Annotated in this window: 17 protein-coding genes, 2 tRNA genes and 1 riboswitch; of the genes, 6 read left to right on the top strand and 13 right to left on the bottom strand. The window is 67.0% G+C overall.

What is annotated here, in order from left to right:
* Window positions 1-3: 3 nt before the first annotated feature.
* Window positions 4-1,554, bottom strand: coding sequence for a carboxyl transferase domain-containing protein (locus RCP80_RS07845; protein WP_308481796.1), 1,551 nt, complete (start codon window positions 1,552-1,554; stop codon window positions 4-6).
* A gap of 92 nt (window positions 1,555-1,646) precedes the next feature.
* Between RCP80_RS07845 and RCP80_RS07840 the strand changes: the two genes are divergently transcribed.
* Window positions 1,647-2,273: an SACE_7040 family transcriptional regulator gene (locus tag RCP80_RS07840; protein WP_308481795.1), complete on the top strand. Its 627-nt coding sequence runs from the start codon at window positions 1,647-1,649 to the stop codon at window positions 2,271-2,273.
* On the opposite strand, the gene RCP80_RS07835 is transcribed toward RCP80_RS07840, so the two are convergent.
* From RCP80_RS07835 to RCP80_RS07825, 3 genes are all read right to left on the bottom strand, one after another.
* Window positions 2,270-2,425: a DUF6131 family protein gene (locus RCP80_RS07835; protein ID WP_308481794.1), complete on the bottom strand. Its 156-nt coding sequence runs from the start codon at window positions 2,423-2,425 to the stop codon at window positions 2,270-2,272. The two genes, RCP80_RS07840 and RCP80_RS07835, sit on opposite strands and share 4 nt — an antisense overlap.
* 40 nt (window positions 2,426-2,465) lie before the next feature.
* Window positions 2,466-2,666, bottom strand: a complete 201-nt coding sequence (locus RCP80_RS07830) for a hypothetical protein (RefSeq protein ID WP_308481793.1) — start codon at window positions 2,664-2,666, stop codon at window positions 2,466-2,468.
* Between the two features lie 94 nt (window positions 2,667-2,760).
* Window positions 2,761-4,653, bottom strand: coding sequence for an alpha/beta hydrolase family protein (locus tag RCP80_RS07825; RefSeq protein ID WP_308481792.1), 1,893 nt, complete (start codon window positions 4,651-4,653; stop codon window positions 2,761-2,763).
* A 140-nt stretch (window positions 4,654-4,793) separates the two neighbouring features.
* Between RCP80_RS07825 and RCP80_RS07820 the strand changes: the two genes are divergently transcribed.
* A complete protein-coding gene (locus tag RCP80_RS07820; protein WP_308481791.1) occupies window positions 4,794-5,555 on the top strand; it encodes an MmpS family transport accessory protein in 762 nt (253 codons plus the stop codon).
* Here the strand turns inward: RCP80_RS07820 and RCP80_RS07815 are convergent, their stop codons facing one another.
* Window positions 5,556-6,896 (bottom strand): MFS transporter, encoded by a 1,341-nt coding sequence (locus tag RCP80_RS07815; RefSeq protein ID WP_308481790.1) that lies wholly within the window; start codon window positions 6,894-6,896, stop codon window positions 5,556-5,558. It lies immediately after the preceding gene.
* Between the two features lie 64 nt (window positions 6,897-6,960).
* Between RCP80_RS07815 and cmrA the strand changes: the two genes are divergently transcribed.
* On the top strand, window positions 6,961-7,767 hold the full coding sequence (gene cmrA / locus RCP80_RS07810; RefSeq protein WP_308481789.1) for a mycolate reductase: 807 nt from the start codon (window positions 6,961-6,963) through the stop codon (window positions 7,765-7,767).
* 6 nt (window positions 7,768-7,773) lie between these two features.
* On the opposite strand, the gene RCP80_RS07805 is transcribed toward cmrA, so the two are convergent.
* A complete protein-coding gene (locus RCP80_RS07805; protein ID WP_308481788.1) occupies window positions 7,774-9,321 on the bottom strand; it encodes a helicase HerA-like domain-containing protein in 1,548 nt (515 codons plus the stop codon).
* 184 nt (window positions 9,322-9,505) lie between these two features.
* Here RCP80_RS07805 and orn point away from each other — a divergent pair, with 184 nt between their 5' ends.
* Window positions 9,506-10,141 carry an oligoribonuclease gene (gene orn / locus RCP80_RS07800; protein ID WP_308481787.1) on the top strand — a complete coding sequence of 212 codons (636 nt, stop codon included), beginning with the start codon at window positions 9,506-9,508 and terminating at the stop codon, window positions 10,139-10,141.
* 47 nt (window positions 10,142-10,188) lie between these two features.
* Window positions 10,189-10,261, top strand: a tRNA-His gene (locus tag RCP80_RS07795).
* 70 nt (window positions 10,262-10,331) lie between these two features.
* On the opposite strand, the gene RCP80_RS07790 is transcribed toward RCP80_RS07795, so the two are convergent.
* The 3 genes from RCP80_RS07790 to RCP80_RS07780 all read right to left on the bottom strand — a co-directional run bounded on the left by RCP80_RS07790 (window position 10,332) and on the right by RCP80_RS07780 (window position 14,602).
* A complete protein-coding gene (locus tag RCP80_RS07790; protein WP_373693511.1) occupies window positions 10,332-11,984 on the bottom strand; it encodes a PPE family protein in 1,653 nt (550 codons plus the stop codon).
* Between the two features lie 82 nt (window positions 11,985-12,066).
* A riboswitch (cobalamin riboswitch) is annotated at window positions 12,067-12,208 on the bottom strand.
* Window positions 12,209-12,258: 50 nt separating this feature from the next.
* Complete coding sequence (locus RCP80_RS07785; protein ID WP_308481785.1) at window positions 12,259-13,227, bottom strand: acyl-ACP desaturase; 969 nt, start codon at window positions 13,225-13,227, stop codon at window positions 12,259-12,261.
* A 154-nt stretch (window positions 13,228-13,381) separates the two neighbouring features.
* Window positions 13,382-14,602, bottom strand: coding sequence for a L,D-transpeptidase (locus tag RCP80_RS07780; protein WP_308481784.1), 1,221 nt, complete (start codon window positions 14,600-14,602; stop codon window positions 13,382-13,384).
* 164 nt (window positions 14,603-14,766) lie between these two features.
* Here RCP80_RS07780 and RCP80_RS07775 point away from each other — a divergent pair.
* Window positions 14,767-14,839: transfer RNA gene (locus tag RCP80_RS07775), tRNA-Lys, on the top strand.
* Between the two features lie 122 nt (window positions 14,840-14,961).
* Here the strand turns inward: RCP80_RS07775 and RCP80_RS07770 are convergent.
* From RCP80_RS07770 to ehuC, 4 genes are all read right to left on the bottom strand, one after another.
* Window positions 14,962-16,242 (bottom strand): MFS transporter, encoded by a 1,281-nt coding sequence (locus RCP80_RS07770; protein WP_308481783.1) that lies wholly within the window; start codon window positions 16,240-16,242, stop codon window positions 14,962-14,964.
* 196 nt (window positions 16,243-16,438) lie between these two features.
* Entirely contained in the window at window positions 16,439-17,203 is a 765-nt protein-coding gene (gene ehuA / locus RCP80_RS07765) for an ectoine/hydroxyectoine ABC transporter ATP-binding protein EhuA (RefSeq protein ID WP_308482744.1), read from the bottom strand.
* Between the two features lie 22 nt (window positions 17,204-17,225).
* Window positions 17,226-17,897: an ectoine/hydroxyectoine ABC transporter permease subunit EhuD gene (gene ehuD / locus RCP80_RS07760; RefSeq protein WP_308481782.1), complete on the bottom strand. Its 672-nt coding sequence runs from the start codon at window positions 17,895-17,897 to the stop codon at window positions 17,226-17,228.
* Window positions 17,894-18,592: an ectoine/hydroxyectoine ABC transporter permease subunit EhuC gene (gene ehuC / locus RCP80_RS07755; protein WP_308481781.1), complete on the bottom strand. Its 699-nt coding sequence runs from the start codon at window positions 18,590-18,592 to the stop codon at window positions 17,894-17,896. The genes ehuD and ehuC overlap by 4 nt, the downstream gene beginning before the upstream one ends.
* Between the last annotated feature and the right edge of the window lies 1 nt (window position 18,593).

Here is an 18,593-nt window from a genome sequence, read left to right as displayed (position 1 = left end):
GTCTCACATCCGGAATACGCCGTAGGACACCGGCTGGACCGGTGCGTTACCGACGGCTGAAAGGGCCAAGCCTAGAACGGTTCTGGTGTCGGCGGGGTCGATGACCCCGTCGTCCCAGAGTCGGGCGGTCGAATAGTAGGGATTGCCCTGATGCTCGTACTGCTCGGTGATGGGCGCCTTGAACGCCTCCTCCTCATCCGGGGTCATGTCGCCGCTTACCGTGGCCAGCACCGAGGCGGCCTGTTCCCCACCCATCACCGAGATCCGGGCGTTGGGCCACATCCACAGGAAGCGCGGCGAATAGGCCCGGCCGCACATCGAGTAGTTGCCGGCCCCGTAGGAGCCCCCGATGACCATGGTGAGCTTGGGCACCCGGGCGCACGCCACCGCGGTCACCATCTTGGCGCCGTGTTTGGCAATGCCGCCGGCTTCGTAATCCCGGCCCACCATGAAGCCGGAGATGTTCTGCAGGAATATCAGCGGTACCAGGCGCTTGTCGCACAGTTCGATGAAATGTGCTCCCTTGAGCGCTGATTCGCCGAACAGCACGCCGTTGTTGGCGACGATCCCGACCGGATGGCCATGGATGTGGGCGAAGCCGGTGACCAGCGTGGTGCCGTATTCGGCCTTGAACTCGCTGAACTGTCCGCCGTCGACAATCCGCGTGATGACCTCGCGCACGTCATACGGCACGCGGGAGTCGGTGGGCACCACGTCGTACAGCTCGGTCTGGTCGGCGATCGGCGCCACCGTGGGCCGCACCTCCCAGGGTGGCGCCGACACCGGTCCCAGCGTCGAGACGATTCGGCGCACGATGCGCAGCGCGTCGCGGTCGTCGTGGGCGAGGTGGTCGGTGACCCCGGAAACCTTCGAGTGCAGGTCGCCGCCGCCGAGGTCCTCGGCAGTCACCACCTCACCGGTCGCGGCCTTCACCAGCGGCGGGCCGCCGAGGAAGATGGTGCCCTGGTTGCGGACGATCACGGCCTCGTCGCTCATGGCCGGGACGTAGGCGCCGCCGGCGGTGCACGAGCCGAGCACCGCGGCGATCTGGGCGATGCCGGCCGCACTCATGGTCGCCTGGTTGTAGAAGATGCGGCCGAAGTGGTCCCGGTCGGGGAACACTTCATCCTGACGCGGCAGGAACGCGCCGCCGGAGTCGACGAGATAGAGGCAGGGCAGCCGGTTCTCCAACGCGATCTCTTGGGCCCGCAGGTGCTTCTTGACCGTGATCGGGTAGTACGTGCCGCCCTTGACCGTGGCGTCGTTGGCCACGATCATGCAGTCCCGGCCCGAGACCCGGCCGATCCCGGCGATCATCCCGGCGCCCGGCGATTCGTCGTCGTACATGCCGTCGGCGGCCAGCGGCGCGATCTCCAGCAGCGGGCTGCCGGGGTCCAGCAGGCCGTCGACGCGGTCGCGTGGCAGCAGTTTGCCGCGCTCGACATGACGGTCTCGGGTGCGCTGGGAACCACCCAGTGCGACGGCGGCCAGCTTGGAACGCAGCTGTGCCACCAATGCAAGGTGCTCGTCGCGGTGTGACGTCGCGGATGTCATGGGGCATCCCATCAATTGAGTTAATGACGACTAACTGATGGTATGTTAGTCGTGATTAACTCAAACGTCTAGACGCGCTCCAGGAGGCTGCGATGCCGGTGCCCCCAGCACAGGAGCAGGAGCCTGCGGCCACCAGCCACCGCTCCCGGTTGAAGTCCGACCGGCGATCCCAGCTGCTGGCGGCCGCGGAGCGCCAGTTCGCCGAACGTGGATTCCTGGCCGTGCGTCTCGAGGACATCGGCGCGGCCGCCGACGTCAGCGGACCGGCCATCTACCGTCACTTCCCCAACAAAGAAGCGCTGCTGGTGGAACTGCTGGTGGAGATCAGCACCCGCCTGTTGGCCGGCGGACGGGCGGTGGTCGCCGCGGCCTGCGATCCCGTGGCGGCGCTCGACGGGCTCATCGACTTCCACCTGGACTTCACCTTCGGCGAACCCGATTTGATCCGGATCCAGGACCGCGACCTGATTCATCTGCCGGCCGCCGCCACCCGGCAGGTGCGCCGCAGCCAACGGCAATACGTCGAGATCTGGGTTCGAGTGCTGCGTGAGCTGGACCCGGCGCTCGACGAGGCCGATGCCCGGCTGATGGCCCACGCGGCGTTCGGGCTGATGAACTCGACTCCGTACAGCACAAAGCCGGCCGGTGGGAAACCGGCCGGCTTGCGCTCCAGAGCAGTGCTGCGGGCTATGACGCTCGCTGCGCTACGCGGGACTTAATACCAATACTTTCGACCACCCACCGGGCGACCGACCGCACCCAGGATCCACAGCACGGCGCCGATCACCAGCAGGATGATCCCGATGGTGGTCAGAATGCTGATATGTAAGACGTATCCGAGGATGAGCAAAATAATGCCGAGGACAATCATGGCAACTCCATTCGATAGGTGTGTTGTTTAATGTAACCGATTACTGGCTGGGTTGCGGCAATCTGCAATCCTCTACTTTCGGGTTGACGCCGGCATAGTTCAATGGCCCAGCGATAACCGTCAACGCAATAGTTCCCGCAGTCGCGCAATTGGTGTCGCTGCTTTCGAAATACCCGCGCTGGAAGGTCGCGAATGCTCCGATCAACATCCAAACCACTGCTACAACGGTGAGCAATCGCATGTGATCCCTCCGTCCGATCCCGCACTAACTGGCGGACACAGGTTTACCCGACCGACAAATCCTCAAACATCACAATTTCGTCATAGCCGCTGTACTAGGCACCGGGAGGCCGCGAGAACGCCGCCCCCAACCAGTTCCGCACAGCCTCGGCCATCCGCGCGCGGTTCTCCCGCTTGGCGATCTCATGGCCGTCATCCTCGAAGAGCAGATAGCGCACGGGACGGCCGCGCTCGCGCAGCGCCTCATACATCTGTTCGGACTCGATGACCGGAACATTGGTGTCATTCCCGCCGTGCACCAGCAGCAGTGGCGCGGTCAGCGCATCGACCCGGGACAGCGGAGAAAGACTCTCCAGCAATTCGTAATCACTGACGGGATGGCCGTACTTCGGATAAGCTGCGGCCGCAATCCAGGCCTCAGTATTGCGGTAGAAACTGTTCAGATCGCTCATCCCGCAAATACTCACGCCCGCGGCGAACAGTTCGGGGTGAAAGGTCAGCGCGGCCAAGGTCAGGTAGCCGCCGTAGGACCAGCCGCCGCAGGCAATCCGGGACGGATCGGCGTACCCGCACGAGATCAGGTATTTCACGCAGTCGGCGACGTCGTCAATCGCGGCGAACCGCTTCTCGCGATCGTCGGCGTGCATGAATTCCCGGCCCAGGCCCCCGGACCCCCGCACATTGGGAGCGAACACCGTGATGCCGGCGTCCAGCAGCGGCGGAAAGACCTCGCTGTAATCGGGCCGGGACTGCCCCTCCGGCCCGCCGTGCAGATAGATCAGCGCCCCGGCGTCGTGCACGCCCGGCGGGGGCGCATAGCGCCAGCCGGTCAGCGTCAGCCCGTCCCGGGCGGTCAGCGTTTCCAACGTCGGCGTGGTGCCGACGGGGCCCGACATCGGCACCCGATCCACCGGCTCCCACTCCAACGTGTGGGTGTCCACCAGTTCCACGGTGCGGGGCTGGGACGGACTTTCCACCGTCATCGCCACCATCGCGCCGCCGGCACTGATGGACAACTGGCTGGCGACCAGGCCGGGCAGCGGGATCGGGTCGCCGAGCACCCGGTCGGTGTAGCGCATGATCTGAAGTTCGCTGCAGCCGTAGAGATTCCACAGCAGCGCCACGGTCGACAGATCATCGCTGATGACGAACTCGTCGAGTTCGAATCCGGGCCGCTCGGCGATCACCTGATAGGAGACGCCGTCGGCGGTCACCGTGACTTCGAGCAGGCGCGCATGGCCGGTGCCGTTGTCGCTGCGGATCAACGCCCGCACGAAACCGGCTGTGCTGTCGGGCCCGTACTGCTTGGCCGGGTAGTACAGCTTGGTGGCTTCGCTGTCGGAACCATGCCGCAACCGCCGCGGCGCATGATCGTCGAGGATGACACCCGCATCGGTGACGGAGCCGGGATCGTAGGGCAGCAGCGCGATTTCGGTGCCGCCGCGCAACATCAGCAGTTCTCGGTAGCCGCGGGGGCCGACTCGGATCAGCGCGGCGTTGGCCCAGGAGTCCACCAGCCGGCCCGCCGAGCGGCGGTCCAGGACCACCCGCGCCCCGGTGGCGGGGTCGATCAGACACGACTGTCCGACGCCGTCTTCGCCGGTCAGAATGGCGGCCACCCGGGTGCCGTCCCATCCGACCAGCTCCGCGGTGCCGCCTCGGCTGTCGTCGGTCTGGGTGCTCCAGGCGTCGATGCGACGCGCGTCGCGGTCGTCGGGATCGGTGGTCACCACCCAGATCTGGGTCCGCTCCCGGCCGTCGGGCGCCACCTCGCAGGCCAGCCAATGTCCGTCGGCGGAATGCAGCACGCGGGTGACGGGACCGTCGACGGGCAGTTCGACATCGCGCGAGGAGCTGGCCCGCCAGCCGCGCAGGAACCGCTGCACCGCACGGGGGTAGCCGCCGTCGTCGACGATGTGGGCGAACGCCGTCGCATCCGGGGACAGCGACGCGCCGTAGATCGCGCGCACCTGCGCCCGCACCGCCATCCCTTCTACCTCCGCCTGCCGCCCCACCCGTCCCGCACGCTACCCGCGTACCGGCTCCGCAAAACAGTGGACGCCGCTCAGATCCGACATGGCGCCCGGCAACTTCGGCTCCGCAGGTAACCTGCAATCATGAGGTGGGCATGAGCGATCCCCGTCGACCCTATGGGTCCGACCCGAACCAAGCCGGCTGGTCACCCCCGACCGAGCCGCTGGGTGACCGGAACCCCCCGTACACCGATCCCGCGTACGCGGGTCAGTTCAGTTACCCCAGTTACAACCCGCCGACGGACGCCACCCGCGAGCTGCCCCCGTACTGGACGCAGACGCAGTATGAGACCCCGGGCGGACCCCCGCCCCCCGCACCGCCGCCGGAACCGCCGCGCTCACCGCGCTGGCTGTGGTTTCTCGCCGGCGCCGCCGTCCTGCTGGTGATCGGCCTGGTGGTCGCGATGGTGATCGCCGGTGGTTCCTCCGAGCGCGAAACCGCGGTGGCACCGCTGCCGCCGATGCCGGAGCCCACGGGGATCGCCCCGCCGACGACGACGCGGGCGCCGAGCACCACCACCCGACCGCTGTTCCCCCCGAGCACACCCTCGGAATCGCCCACCACGACGCCGTCCGCGCCGCCGTCGGGCGCCACCGAGACCGTGACCTACAGCGTCACCGGCGAAGGCCGGGCCATCAGCATCACCTACGTCGATTCCGGCGCCATGATGCAGATGGAGTTCAACGTGGCGTTGCCGTGGAGCAAGCAGGTCACGCTGTCCTCGCCGGCATCGAGCACCGCCAGCGTGACGGTGTTCAACGTGGGCCGGGACGTGACATGTTCGGTGAGCGTCGACGGCGAACGGGTGCAGCAGCGCACCGGTTCGGGCATCACGATGTGCGCGGGCGTGCGGTAGCTAACCCTCGAGTGCGGCAGGCTTGGCCTCGGGTGCGTCGGTCCGGTAGCGGCCGGGGGTGCGCACGAACAGCATCGCGGCGAGACCGGCCGTCAGCACCACCAGAATGCCGCCGAGTCCGGCGCGGTCGGTGCCGAAGGCGTCCACGAACAGGAAGAACAGCCACGGCGCGAGGAATGACACGGCGCGGCCCGTCATCGTGTAGAGACCGAAGGCCACGCCCTCGCGCCCGTCCGCGGACATCCGCAGCAGCAGGTTGCGCGCCGCGGCCTGGGTCGGTCCGAGGAACAGGCATAGCATCAGCCCGCAGACCCAGAAGACCGTCGGCCCCGACAGTATGAGCATCACCAGGCCCACGACGACCATGACGGACAGCGATCCCACGATGACGGGTTTGGAACCCACCCGGTCATCCACGTGCCCGCCCAGCACCGCGCCGGAGGCCGCGATCACCAGCGCGGCCATCCCGAAGAGCAGCACGTCGGCGGGTGAGATGCCGTACACCTTGACGCCGAGCACCGCGCCGAAGGTGAAGACACCGACGAGTCCGTCGCGGAAGACGGCGCTGGCCAGCAGGTAGTAGACCAGGTTGCGGTCGCGCTGCCACTCCAGCTTCAGATCGGCCCACACCCGGCGGTACGCGCCGAGCATGCTGACGGGCTCATGCGGTGCCACGATGGCGGGCGTGATGTGCTGCGCGGTCAGCAGCAACGGCAGCGCGAACAGCGCGAACCAGGCCGCGGCGACCAGCATCACCATGCGCACGTTGAACCCGTCGTCGACCGACAGCCCCAGCAGTCCGCGGGTGGGTCCGTCGCCCATGATGAATCCGACGTACACGATGATCAACAGCAGCACGCTGCCCAGATACCCGGCGCCCGAACCGAATCCGGATATCCGCCCGGAGGTGGCCGGCGTCGAGAGCTGTCGCAGCATCGCGTTGTACGGCACGCCGGCGAGGTCGCCGCACGCCGCGGTCGCGGCCAACAGCGCCAGGCCCGCGAACAGATAGGACGAGTCGTCGCGGATCATGCTCATCGACGCGGTCAACAGCACCGCCAGACCGGTGAGCACCGTCAGTGCGCGGCGTCGCATATGCGGGGCCTGCACCCACACCCCGGTCACCGGCGCCAGCACGGCGACGGTCAGGCCGGCGATGGTCAGCGCGCGCCCGAGCCAGCTCGCCGGCGACGCACCGCCGGGCATCCCCTCGCCCACCGACTCGGTCAGGTACACCGAGAACACAAAGGTCACGACGATCGCATTCAGGCCGACGAAGCCGCAATCCCACAGCGCCCAGGCCGCAACCCGCGATTTCGTCAAGGCCGGCGCCTGGGTCATGTCCGGCACTCTACGGCTCCCGGCCGCGTCCGCGGACCGGTCCCGCCCCTCGTACCATGACCGCATGCCCGTACCCTCTCCCAGTCCGGATGCCCGCGCTGTCGTCACCGGTGCCTCACAGGGCATCGGCGAGGCCCTGGCCGCCGAACTTGCCGCCCGCGGACACAGCCTGATCATCACGGCCCGGCGCGAAGAGGTGCTCGCCGACCTGGCCGCCCGCCTCACCGAGCGCCACGGGGTGGTGGTCGAGGTGCGTGCGGTGGACCTCACCGATGCCGAGGATCGCGCCACCTTGGCCGACGAGCTGCGCAGCCGCAACATCTCGATTCTGTGCAACAACGCCGGCACCGCCACGTTCGGGCCGGTCGCCGACCTGGACCCCGCCGACGAACAGGCCCAGGTGCAGCTCAATGTGATTGCGGTGCATGACCTCACCCTTGCCGTGCTCCCCGGGATGATCGAGCGCGGCGGCGGCGGGATCCTCACCTCGGGGTCGGCCGCGGGCAACTCGCCGATTCCGAACAACGCCACCTATGCCGCCAGCAAGGCGTTCGCCAACACGTTCAGCGAATCGCTACGCGGCGAATTGAAGACGGCCGGTGTGCACGTGACCGTGCTGGCACCGGGGCCGGTACGCACCGACCTGCCCGACCCCTCGGAACGCTCGCTGGTCGAGAAGGTGATCCCCGACTTCCTGTGGATCAACACCGAATACACCGCGAAGGTGTCGCTCGACGCGCTGGAGCGCAACCGGATGCGGGTCGTGCCGGGCCTGACCTCGAAGGCGATGTCGGTGGCCGCCGGGTACGCCCCGCGCGGCATCGTCGCACCGATTGTCGGTGCGGTGTACAAGAAGTTGGGCGGCGAGTAGCGCCGGCTAGCGCCGGCGGCGGCGCCCGGTGCCGAAGATGCTGCGGGTGATCTCGCGGCCGATCACGGTGCCCGCGGAGCGCATCGCGCTCTTGAAAGCCGGGCTGTCCATCATCTTCTCCATGAAACCGGGCTCCGGCGGCGCGGTCGGGGCGGGCATCGGCGGGATCTCGATTCCGGTCGGCACGGGCAGCTCATCCGCGGCGGCCGGCGGGGCGATGGTCGCCATCAACCGTTCATAGGCCGAGTCCCGGTCCACCGTCTGGCCGTACTCGGCCTGCAGCGGGCTGGCCTTGGCGGCCGCGGCAATGGCGTCGGTGCCGATGGTGTCCATCAGCGAGCGCGGTGCCCGCATCATGGTCCAGGCCACCGGCGTCGGCGCGCCCTTCTCCGAGAGCACCGTGACGATCGCCTCTCCGATTCCCAACGACTTCAGCGCCTCCTCGAGGTCGTACACCTCGGTCTTGGGATAGGTGCGCACGGTCTTCGACAGCGCCTTTTGGTCATCGGGGGTGAACGCGCGCAACGCGTGCTGGACCCGGGCCCCGAGCTGTGACAGCACGGCGTTGGGGATGTCGGTGGGCAACTGGGTGCAGAAGAAGACGCCGACGCCCTTGGAACGGATCAGCTTGACGGTCTGTTCGACCTGCTCGAGGAACGCCTTGGAGGCGTCGTTGAACAGCAGGTGCGCCTCGTCGAAGACGAACACCAGCTTGGGTTTGTCGATGTCGCCGACCTCGGGCAGGAAGGTGAACAGGTCGGCGAGCACCCACATCAGGAAGGTGGAGAACATCACCGGGCGGGTGGCCTGGTTCCCCAACTCCAGCAGCGTGACGATGCCGCGGCCCTGCGCGTCCAGCCGCATCAGGTCCGCGGGATCGAGCTCCGGCTCACCGAAGAACGTGTCGGCGCCCTCGGCCTCGAGGTTGACCAGGGCGCGCAAAATCACCCCGGCGGTGGTGGTCGACACCGCACCCAGCGCCTTGCGCTCGGCCTTGCCCTCGTCGCCGGTCAGGTACTGGATGACCGCACGCAGATCCTTGAGGTCCAGCAGCGGCAAACCCTTCTGGTCGGCCCAGTGAAAGATCAAGCCCAGCGTCGATTCCTGGGTTTGGTTCAGGCCCAACACCTTTGACAACAAGATGGGACCGAAGCTGGTGATGGTGGCACGGATGGGCACCCCGATGCCGGAGGTGCCCAGCGACAGAAACTCCACCGGGAACTGCGTCGGTGTCCAGTCGTCGCCCGTGTCGGCGGCGCGCTGGGTCACCTTCTCCCCCGTCGCACCCGGCCGGGACAGCCCGGACAGGTCGCCCTTGACGTCGGCCATCAGCACCGGCACCCCGGCGGCCGACAGCTGCTCGGCCATCACCTGCAGCGATTTGGTCTTGCCGGTGCCGGTGGCGCCGGCGACCAGGCCGTGCCGGTTCAGCGTCGCCAGCGGGATCCGGACCCGCGCCTTCGGGTCGACGGTGCCGTCGACGATCACCGAGCCCAGTTCGAGAGCCGCGCCGTCGACGGCATAGCCCCCGGCAATGTGTTGCGCGGGGGTCATCGCACTTCCTCGCGGAACTACGCCGCTCGTCGAACCGGTCGGTGGGGTGCTCACAGCCGAAATCCTCTCGCCACTTATCCGGGCCCAGCAACCCACGACACTACTTGGCGAACCACGGCCCCGGACGGCCTGTCAGGGGTCCACGTCGCAGCCGCGCGGCGCTGTGGGCCTATCGTTGTTCGCTGTGCGTGACGAATTGGTGTGGATCGATTGCGAGATGACGGGGCTGAATCTGCAGTCGGATCGGCTCATCGAGATTGCCGTGCTGATCACCGACGCCGAGCTCAACGTGCTCGGCGACGGCCTCGATGTGGTGATCCACACCGATGAGGATGCGCTGACCGGGATGATCGACATCGTCACCCAGATGCACACCAGGTCCGGACTGATCGACGAGGTCAGGGCCTCCACCGTCGATCTGGCCACCGCCGAGAAGATGGTCCTCGACTACATCAAACAGCATGTGAAGCAGGCCAAGACGGCTCCGCTGTGCGGCAACTCGATTGCCACCGACCGCGGCTTCATCGCCCGGGACATGCCCGCCCTCGACGACTACCTGCACTACCGGATGATCGACGTCAGCTCCATCAAGGAACTGTGCCGACGCTGGTACCCGCGGATCTACTTCGGCCAGCCGGAGAAGGGTCTGGCGCACCGCGCGCTGGCCGACATCCACGAGTCGATTCGGGAGCTGAAGTACTACCGCAGCACCGCGTTCGTGCCCCAGCCCGGTCCGTCTACCAGCGATATCGCGGCAATTGCGGCCGAACTGGGGCCGCCAAGGGAAACCGATTCGGCGACAGCGGATCCGACCGGCTAAGATCGACCACGCTGCCTGACCGGGTTCGTCCCGACCGGGCCGCAATGGTGGCTGTAGTTCAGCTGGTAGAGCACCAGGTTGTGATCCTGGAAGTCGCGGGTTCGAGCCCCGTCAGCCACCCCGAGATGAGCACTGCCCCGCCTGCAAGCCGCAGGCGGGGCAGTGTTCTTTCAGCTACCGGCGTGCCGCGTCAGCCGCGTTGGTCGCCCCAGGTGCTCGGCAGCAGGGGCGTCATCGCGGTGGTGCCGAACGAGTCGGCGGCCAGCGCCGTCAACCCGGCGGGCTGGGCGCCGGTCTTGCGCGGCGTGGTACCGCCCAATCCCATCGGACCGGCGCCGCGTTCCGACGGCGTCGCTCCGGATTCGGGGTCGAGGTACTCGTAGCCCCGGCCGAGCTGGTGGGTGTGGGCCCGACGCTGCTGGTCTTCGTCGGCCGCCGCCGCTTCGTCCGGGAGTTCGTCGTCCCCGGGTTCGGCGGTCTTCCGACGAGCCCTGGTGCTGGTCTTGTTTCGGGCGTCGGCGGCCACACCGCCGACGAGGTAACCGAAGGCGGCCATGTTCCCCAGCGTCGGCGGTGAGGCTGTGGGCGGCGGGGCCCCGGTGGCGGTGGTAGGCGCGGGTGCCGGAGCCGACGGAGCCGGGGTCGAGGTGGGTGACGACGCCGGCGTAGAGGCTGGGCTGGAAGTCGGCACCAGGGCGGTGGGCGGGGGTACGGGAGGAGAGGCGGGTACCGCAGGTACGGCGTTCTCCAGCCCCGAAAGGGCGGCCGCGCCCAGCAGGCCGCCGGCGGCAAACGGTGCGGTGGCCATTGCCGCGGCCACGATCGGCAGCAGCGCCGGCAGGACCGCGAGCAGCACCTGCGGCAGCGTCGTCTTGAGCAGCGCGATGGTATCGGTGGTGATCGCGACGAACATGGCCCCGGCACCGAAGAGCAGCGTGTAGGCGATGGCCGTCGGATTGCCCGAGGCGAAGGCCAGGCCGATGTCCGCCGCGACGAAGCTGGCGGTTTGGGACAGGTAGAGCGCGTATTGCGAGATGTCCATCGGATAGCCGAGCGCGAAGGCGAGGTTGTAGGGGCTGAAGAAGCTCAGCGGATTACCGGTCCAAGGCAGGTACGGATCGATGCCGGCAAACAAGTCGGCGAAGAACGGATCGTTGTACAGCCCTTGGATCAGCGGATCCAGAACCTCGTTGTAAAAGTCGGAATACCCGATCTGATCGAACCAATCCAGATATTCGTTCTGCTTGTCGGGCGGCGGTTCGGAAGCGGCCAGCGCCGATGAACGCGCGGATGTCACCGGGATAGATCGCAGAATCTGCGGTGCCGCAACGCTTTCCGGTGAGGCCGCCAGTGCCGACGTCGCGACGCCGTCGTAGGTGGCCATCGCCGTGGCGGCCTGCACCCACATCCGCACGTAGTCGGCCTCGTTCAGGGCTATCGCGATGGTGTTGATGCCGAAGAAGTTGGTGCTCACCAAAGCCGCGCGGGTGGCATGGTTGGCGGCCAACTCCCCCAGCGTCGGCATCACGGCCAGCGCGGTGCTGTACGCCGCGGCGGCAGTTTCGTGCTGCGTCGCGCGTAGCGCGCTCTCGGCATTCTGCTGCAGCAGCCACGTCACAAACGGGGCATGCGCACCGACGTACGCGGTGGCGCTCGGCCCTTCCCACGCGCCGGCATGGGCGTCGGACAGCACCGTTGTCAGCTCAGTTGCGGCCTCGGCGTATTCGGCGCTCAAGGCGCTCCACGCGCCGCCGGCGGCCAGCAATGGACCCGGCCCCGGCCCCGCGGACAACAGCGCCGACCAGACTTCGGGCGGCGAGGACATGTAGATGGGCGCGGTCATCGACCGCACCAGGTATCGGATGACACTGGCGCTCATCGGCTTTCTCGGGGTGCACCGCCCCGGGTAGCAGGATGCGACGACGCGAGTGTCCTGGCTCTCGGATCACAGCTCGCCTCGCCTTCCGGCTCGCAGCCGTGGCGGTTGAGGGTCGCTCCCCGATGACAGTGGCGGGACCGCGCCGGATTCGCACCGGCTTCCTACATCGTCATCGCCTATCTGGAGAAGTATGACATGCGGCTCTCGGCGGCCGATATACGCCGATGCCGCGAAACCGTTAGACGGCTTGGGCTTCCAGCTTCCGCGCCTCACGGGCGAGCAACCGGTCGCGCTGTTCCTCGAACTTGAACACCTGCCGCTGCAGGTCTTCGAGGTGGGCCGCGAGCTGCTCCCGGCGTTGTTCACCCTCGGCCGAGAAGTCTGTGCGTTCGAAGATCCGCCACTGCCGCAGCACGGGCTTGACCACGTCGTCGAGATGCTGGCGCGGGTCGTAGATGCCGTGCTTGGCCATCATCACGCCGTTGCGGCGGAAGTTCGGCATGCCCTGGCCGGGCATCCGGAAGTTCTCCACGACGCTCGCAACGGCCTCCAGGGCCTGATCGGGGACCAGGTCGATGGCCGCGGCGCACATGTTCCGATAGAAAATCATGTGGAGGTTTTCGTCGGCCGCGACCCGCTGCAGCAGCCGATCGGCGACCGGGTCGTTGCACACCCTGCCCGTGTTGCGGTGACTGACGCGGGTGGCGAGCTCCTGGAACGTCACGTAGGCGATGGACAGCAGGAAGTCCGTCTTGTGGCGCTCCTCCTCCTCGGCGGTGGGCCCGAAGCCGTTCGTGACGTGCTCCATGCGGGCCCGCTCCAGCGCTACCGGGTCGACACCGCGGGCCACCAGCAGGTAGTCCCGCAGCACGATGCCGTGCCGGTTCTCCTCGGCGGTCCACCGACCCACCCAGGTACCCCAGGCGTCATCCAGCGAGAAGTACGCGCCGGCCTGACGGTGGTAGGACGGCAGGTTGTCCTCGGTGAGGAGGTTGGTGATCATCGCGGCCTGGGCGACCGCACTGAGTTGCGACTCCTCCTCGGACCACGCCTTGCCGCCTGCGCCCGCGTAGCCGCGGCCACGATCCCATGGCACATAGTCGTGTGGATTCCAGTCCGTGGTCACCGACAGATGCCGGTTGAGATTGCTCTCCGCAATCGGCTCCAGCTCGGCGAGTATCGCCAAATCGGACAATTTCCTGACCATATGCACTTTTCCTTGCCGTTGATTCCGGGGTCAGCGTAGCTTGCCCCGGCTGATGCAACACGCCACGAGCGCGCGTCGAAGTACCGGTAACCCGCGCGCCCGGTGGCGTGGGTTGGTGTCGCGGCGGGTCAACCGCGGGTGTTGAGCGTCCCGATCACGCGCTGGAGTTACCCGCCTGCCACTGCTTCCACGGGATGTTCCAGTCGCCCAGTCCGTCCGTGCCGGGCAGCGTGGAGCCAACGCTGTTGACCACCTCGACGATGTCGCCGCGCTTGCTGTTGTTGTAGAACCACTGCGCGTTGCTGGTGGTCACGTTGATGCAGCCGTGGCTGACGTTGTCGTAGCCCTGGCTGCCCACCGACCACGGTGCCCCGTGGACGTAGATGCCGCTGTAGGACATCTGGGTCGCGAAGTCGACCTCGGTGCGATAGCCATTCGGCGAGTTGACCGGGACCCCGTACGTCGAGGAATCCATCACCAACTCCTCGTAGCGGTCACCGATGATGTACACCCCGTTGGGTGTCGGGGTCGAGTTCTTTCCCATCGAGATGGGCATGGTCTTGACCACCTCGCCGTTGACCCGGACGGTCAACGTCTTGGTGTTGTCGTCGACGGTGGAAATGACCTCGTCGCCGATCGTGAACGTCGAGTTGGCGTTGCCCTGGCCGAACAGACCGTCACCGAGGTCGACGCCGTAGGTGTTGACCGCCACCTCCACGGTGGTGCCGGGCTTCCAGTATTGGGCTGGGCGCCAACGGACTTCACGGTTGTTGAGCCAATAGAAGGCGCCGTCGACGGCCGGCTTCGTGGTGACCTTGATGGCCCGCTCGGCGGCCACCCGGTTCGGGATGTTCTCGTCGAACCGGATTGCGATCGGCTGTCCCACGCCCACGGTCTGCCCGTCGTTGGGCATCAGGTAGGGCATCGTCTGGTTCTCGGGCGAGTGCGTCTCGAAGCTGAGCTGACGGGTGGTCACACCACCGAGTCCCAGCGAGCGCGCGTTGACGGTGTAGGTCTTGTTGAAGCCGAGCGGCTCGGCGGTCTCCCAGGTCAAACCGTCGGAGCTCAACTTACCGGCCACCACGGTGCCGCTCTCGTTGGTCATCACCACGGAGTCGAGCACACCGGCCGAGGCGGTGATGGTCACGGGCTTGTCGACCGGGACGCCGACCGCCCCGTCGCTGAACGAGGCGGTTACCCGCGGCACCAACAGGTCGCCGAACGGGGTGCCCTTGTCGGCGATGCGCTGTTCGGACGCGGAATCGGTGGTGGCACCACACGCGCTGACTCCCAGGATGACGGCCGGGATCAGCAGCAGGACCGCCAACCAGGACCGAAAACCACGCGGACGGGCCACAGAACGGACCTGCCACATACTTACGCACACCTCACAACCGGGGATCACACGAAATCTTGGCAATAGTCTAAGGGCAACTGAGGCCCCTCGCGACCACGCCGTCGCTTCCCCGAGCATACCGACCGGGGGTGGTGATTTCGTGTCGCGCGGTTTCGCCTGTTATTGTCGCTCACGCACCAAACGCGCCGTTAGCTCAGTTGGTAGAGCAGCTGACTCTTAATCAGCGGGTCCGGGGTTCGAAACCCTGACGGCGCACAGTTCACCGAGATCGGGTCGCATGCGGCCCGATTTCTTCTTTGCCCGGCCTCTTCCTCGCGGAACTACACCGCTCGTCGAACCGGCCGATCTCGTCGTCGCCCGGCCTCCTCCTCGCGGAACTACACCGCTCGTCGAACCGGCCGAGTTTCGTCGTTTCGGGCCGGCATCGGGCCCGCCAGCGTGCTGGGCCGGGCCAACACCGCCACGGCTCCCACGGCAGCAGCGGCGATGACGAACGCGACCTGCACACTGAGCCAGTCCGCGGCGCCGCCCAGGATCGCCGCCGCAAACGGTCGGGAGCCCAGGAAGCCCACCAGCCACAACGCCATGATCCGGCCGCGCAACTCATCGGGCGCGCGCTCCTGCACGACGGTGCTCAATCCCGTCATCGCCCACCCGAAGCCCAGACCGGCCACCGCGAACCCGGCCACCGCCGCGGTGGTGCCGCTGCCGACGGCCAGCAGCGCCGATCCCGCCCCGAGCAGGCCCAGCCCGATCGAGGACACCCACGCCGAAACCACCCGGCCGCGCAGGACCGCCAACACGACCATGCTGACGGCCGCGCCGATGCCGAAGGCCGCCGACAGGGTGCCGACCAGCTGGGCCCCGCCGCCGAGCGCATCGGCCATCACCGGGGTCAGGGTGATCGACGGGTCCGCGGCGAATCCGACCGTGGCCACCGCCAGCAGTGCCAGCAGCAGTGGCCGGTCGCGCCAGACGTAGCGCAGCGCCGCGCGCACCCGGTAATCGGTGTTCGGGCGCCGCACGGGCGGGGCCGGAAAGCGAATCAGGACAAGAAAAATCGCGAAGATCAAGTGCAGGCTGGCGCTGAACGCGAACGCCGCCGAGGCCCCCAGGTGCGCCGCGAAGTACGCTCCGACCGCGGGCCCGGCCACCCGGCCGACGGTCATCGGGATGCTGTTGAGCGCCATCGCGGTGGACAGCTCACCCGGGCGGATCAGGCTGGGCACAATCGACTGCATGGCCGGGCCGCCGATCACGAAGCCGATGCCCACCAGCAGCGTCCCGAGCAGGATCGCGGCCGCGGCACGGCCGCTCTCCAAGTCCGGAGTGATCGCGAACCACACCGCGATCGAGGCCGAACCTGCCACGCAGAACACCCGGCCGAGCAGGATCTGCCGGCCCGGATTGCCCAGGTCGGCCCACTTTCCGGTGATGGGGCTCAGGATCAGCTGCGGGGCGAACTGCACCACGCCGACCAGACCGACCATCAGCGCCGAACCCGTGGCGTCGTACATCACGATCGCGGCGACGATGCCGTGCGTCCAGACTCCGACAACGGAGAGGACCTTGCCCCAGAACAGCGTCCCGAACACCCGGTCGAACATCAGGCCGAGCGCGCCCCGGGGCCGCGTCGCGGCTGCGGTGGAGGCGCTCAAACGGATTCCACCCCCTCGCTCGGAGTCGCTGGCGAGTCGGCCGAGCGGCCCGACCAGGGTGTCGTTCTGGTGCTCGGCCGCTCCGCGACGACGGCGGTGACCGCGCCTCGACGCCGGTTGGTCACCGCTTCAAATATGCATAGCACATATATGTATATGGCCCAAGCCGTTATCCCCGGCCCGTGCAGTCCGCGCGTCAGCGCTCGTCCAGTACCGCCTTGAGAAACGTCCGGGTTCGATCGTTGTCCGGATCGTTGAAGATCTTCGATGGCGGTCCGTCCTCGATGATCACGCCCTGGTCGAACATCATCACCCGATGCGAAACGTCCCGGGCGAAATGCATTTCGTGGGTCACGATCAGCATGGTGATATCGGTGGTCTCGGCGATCTCGCGCAGTACACCTAGCACGTCGACGACGAGTTCGGGATCCAGCGCCGAGGTCACCTCGTCGAGCAGCAGAATGTCGGGCTCCATCGCGAGCGCGCGGGCGATCGCGACGCGTTGCTGCTGTCCGCCGGACAGTTTGGTCGGGTGTGCGTCGACGAAGTCGAGCATGCCGACCTTGTCCAGCAGCTCGGTGCTGCGGGCGCGGGCCTCGTCCTTGCTCAGACCCAGCACCGACACCGGCGCCTCCATCAAGTTCTCGATTACCGTCATATTGGGAAAGAGGTTGAACTGCTGAAAGACCATCCCGATGCGTTGACGCGCCGTGCGTAGATACTTTTCCGACGCGGGCTCCAACCGATCGCCCTTGCGCTCGTGGGTCAGCGGTCGGCCGTCGACCCAGATGACACCGCCGCTGACCCGTTCCAAGGTCATCAGCAGGCGCAGGATGGTGGTCTTTCCCGAACCGGATGGCCCGATCAGCGTCACCCGCTCTCCCTGCGCGACGGAGAAATTCATGCCATCCAGGACGGTCTTGTCGCCGAAGCGCTTGACCACGTCCTCGAACCGGATCATCGGCTCAACGGCGGAGGATTTGTCAGCGGACAAGGCGGGTCTCCAGTCTTCTCATGAGGACCGACGTGGGGTAACTCGCCAGCAGGAAAATCAAGCCGGCAATTGTTATCGGTTCGATATAGCGGTAGTTCTGTCCGCCGAATTGGTTGGCGACGGTGACCATCTCGGCGACCCCGATGACGATGAGGAACGGAGTCTCCTTGAACAGGGCGATGATCTGGTTCCCGGTCGAGGGCAGGATGCGCCGAACCACCTGCGGAAGAATCACGCCGATCCAGGTTCGACGCGGCGACAACGAGAGCGCCGTGCACGCTTCCCACTGCCCCCTCGGGATCGCCTCGATGCCGGCGCGGTACACCTCGGACATGTAGGCGGCGTAGTGCACACCGAGCACTGCGATGCCGGTCACCATCGCGCTGAGCTGAATCCCGACCACGGGCAGCCCGAAGTAGACGAAGAACAACTGGATCGGGATCGGTGTGCTGCGAATGAACTCGACCACCCAGTACGTCGGCCAGGACACCCACGGTGGTTCTGCCCGCCGACCGAGCGCAAAGATCAGGCCGAGGATGATCGCGACCACCGCTGCCGCCGCGGTGATGCCCAACGTCAGCTTCAAGAAGGCCGAGACCAGATCGGGCAGCACCTCCCAGGTGTAATCCCAATCCCACAGCTGCCGCTCATCGCCGTTCATGGCGCCCCCACCGCCTGCGACCCTTCGATGACAACGGCCCTGGGCCCTCGGCCCACCCGCGCCGCGGCCCGACTCTCAACCCCGCGGATCACCACGACGAGCAGCTGGGCGATCAGGAAGTAGACCACCAGCGCGATACTGAACGCGGGCAGGCTGCCGATGTCGAACTGGAGTTGTTTGACCTCGTAGGTCAGTTCGGTGATCCCGATCAGGTAGAGCAACGAGGAGCTCTTGAGGATCTGAATCCACAGGTTTCCGAAGGGCGGAATCATCTCCGGCAGCGCCTGGGGCAAGATGATGCGACGCATCCGCCGGACCCGGCCGATACCGAGCGCGACCGTCGCCTCCCACTGGGCCTTGGGTACCGACATCACCGCACCCCGGACTATCTCGGCCCCATAGGCCCCGAAGTTCAACCCGAATGCGATGGTAGCCGCGGCAATTGGCTCGAAGCGGATACCAAGCTGGGGCAGCACGAAGAATATCCACAGCAGTTGGATCACCAGCGACGTACCGCGGAAAAACTCCACCACCAGCCGGGAGAACCCGCGCACGGCGACAGCTCGCGACAGCGACATCAACCCGAGGACAAACGAGACTACCAGCGCGGCAATAGCACCCAGCACCGTGTACAGCAACGTGACGCCGATACCCGTCAGAAAGAAGGGCGCCGTCTCGACGAACTGTTCGGTCACG

The sequence above is a fragment of the Mycolicibacterium sp. MU0053 genome (assembly GCF_963378095.1).
GTDB lineage: Bacteria > Actinomycetota > Actinomycetes > Mycobacteriales > Mycobacteriaceae > Mycobacterium > Mycobacterium burgundiense.
This window is presented reverse-complemented; position numbering and strand designations above follow the sequence as displayed.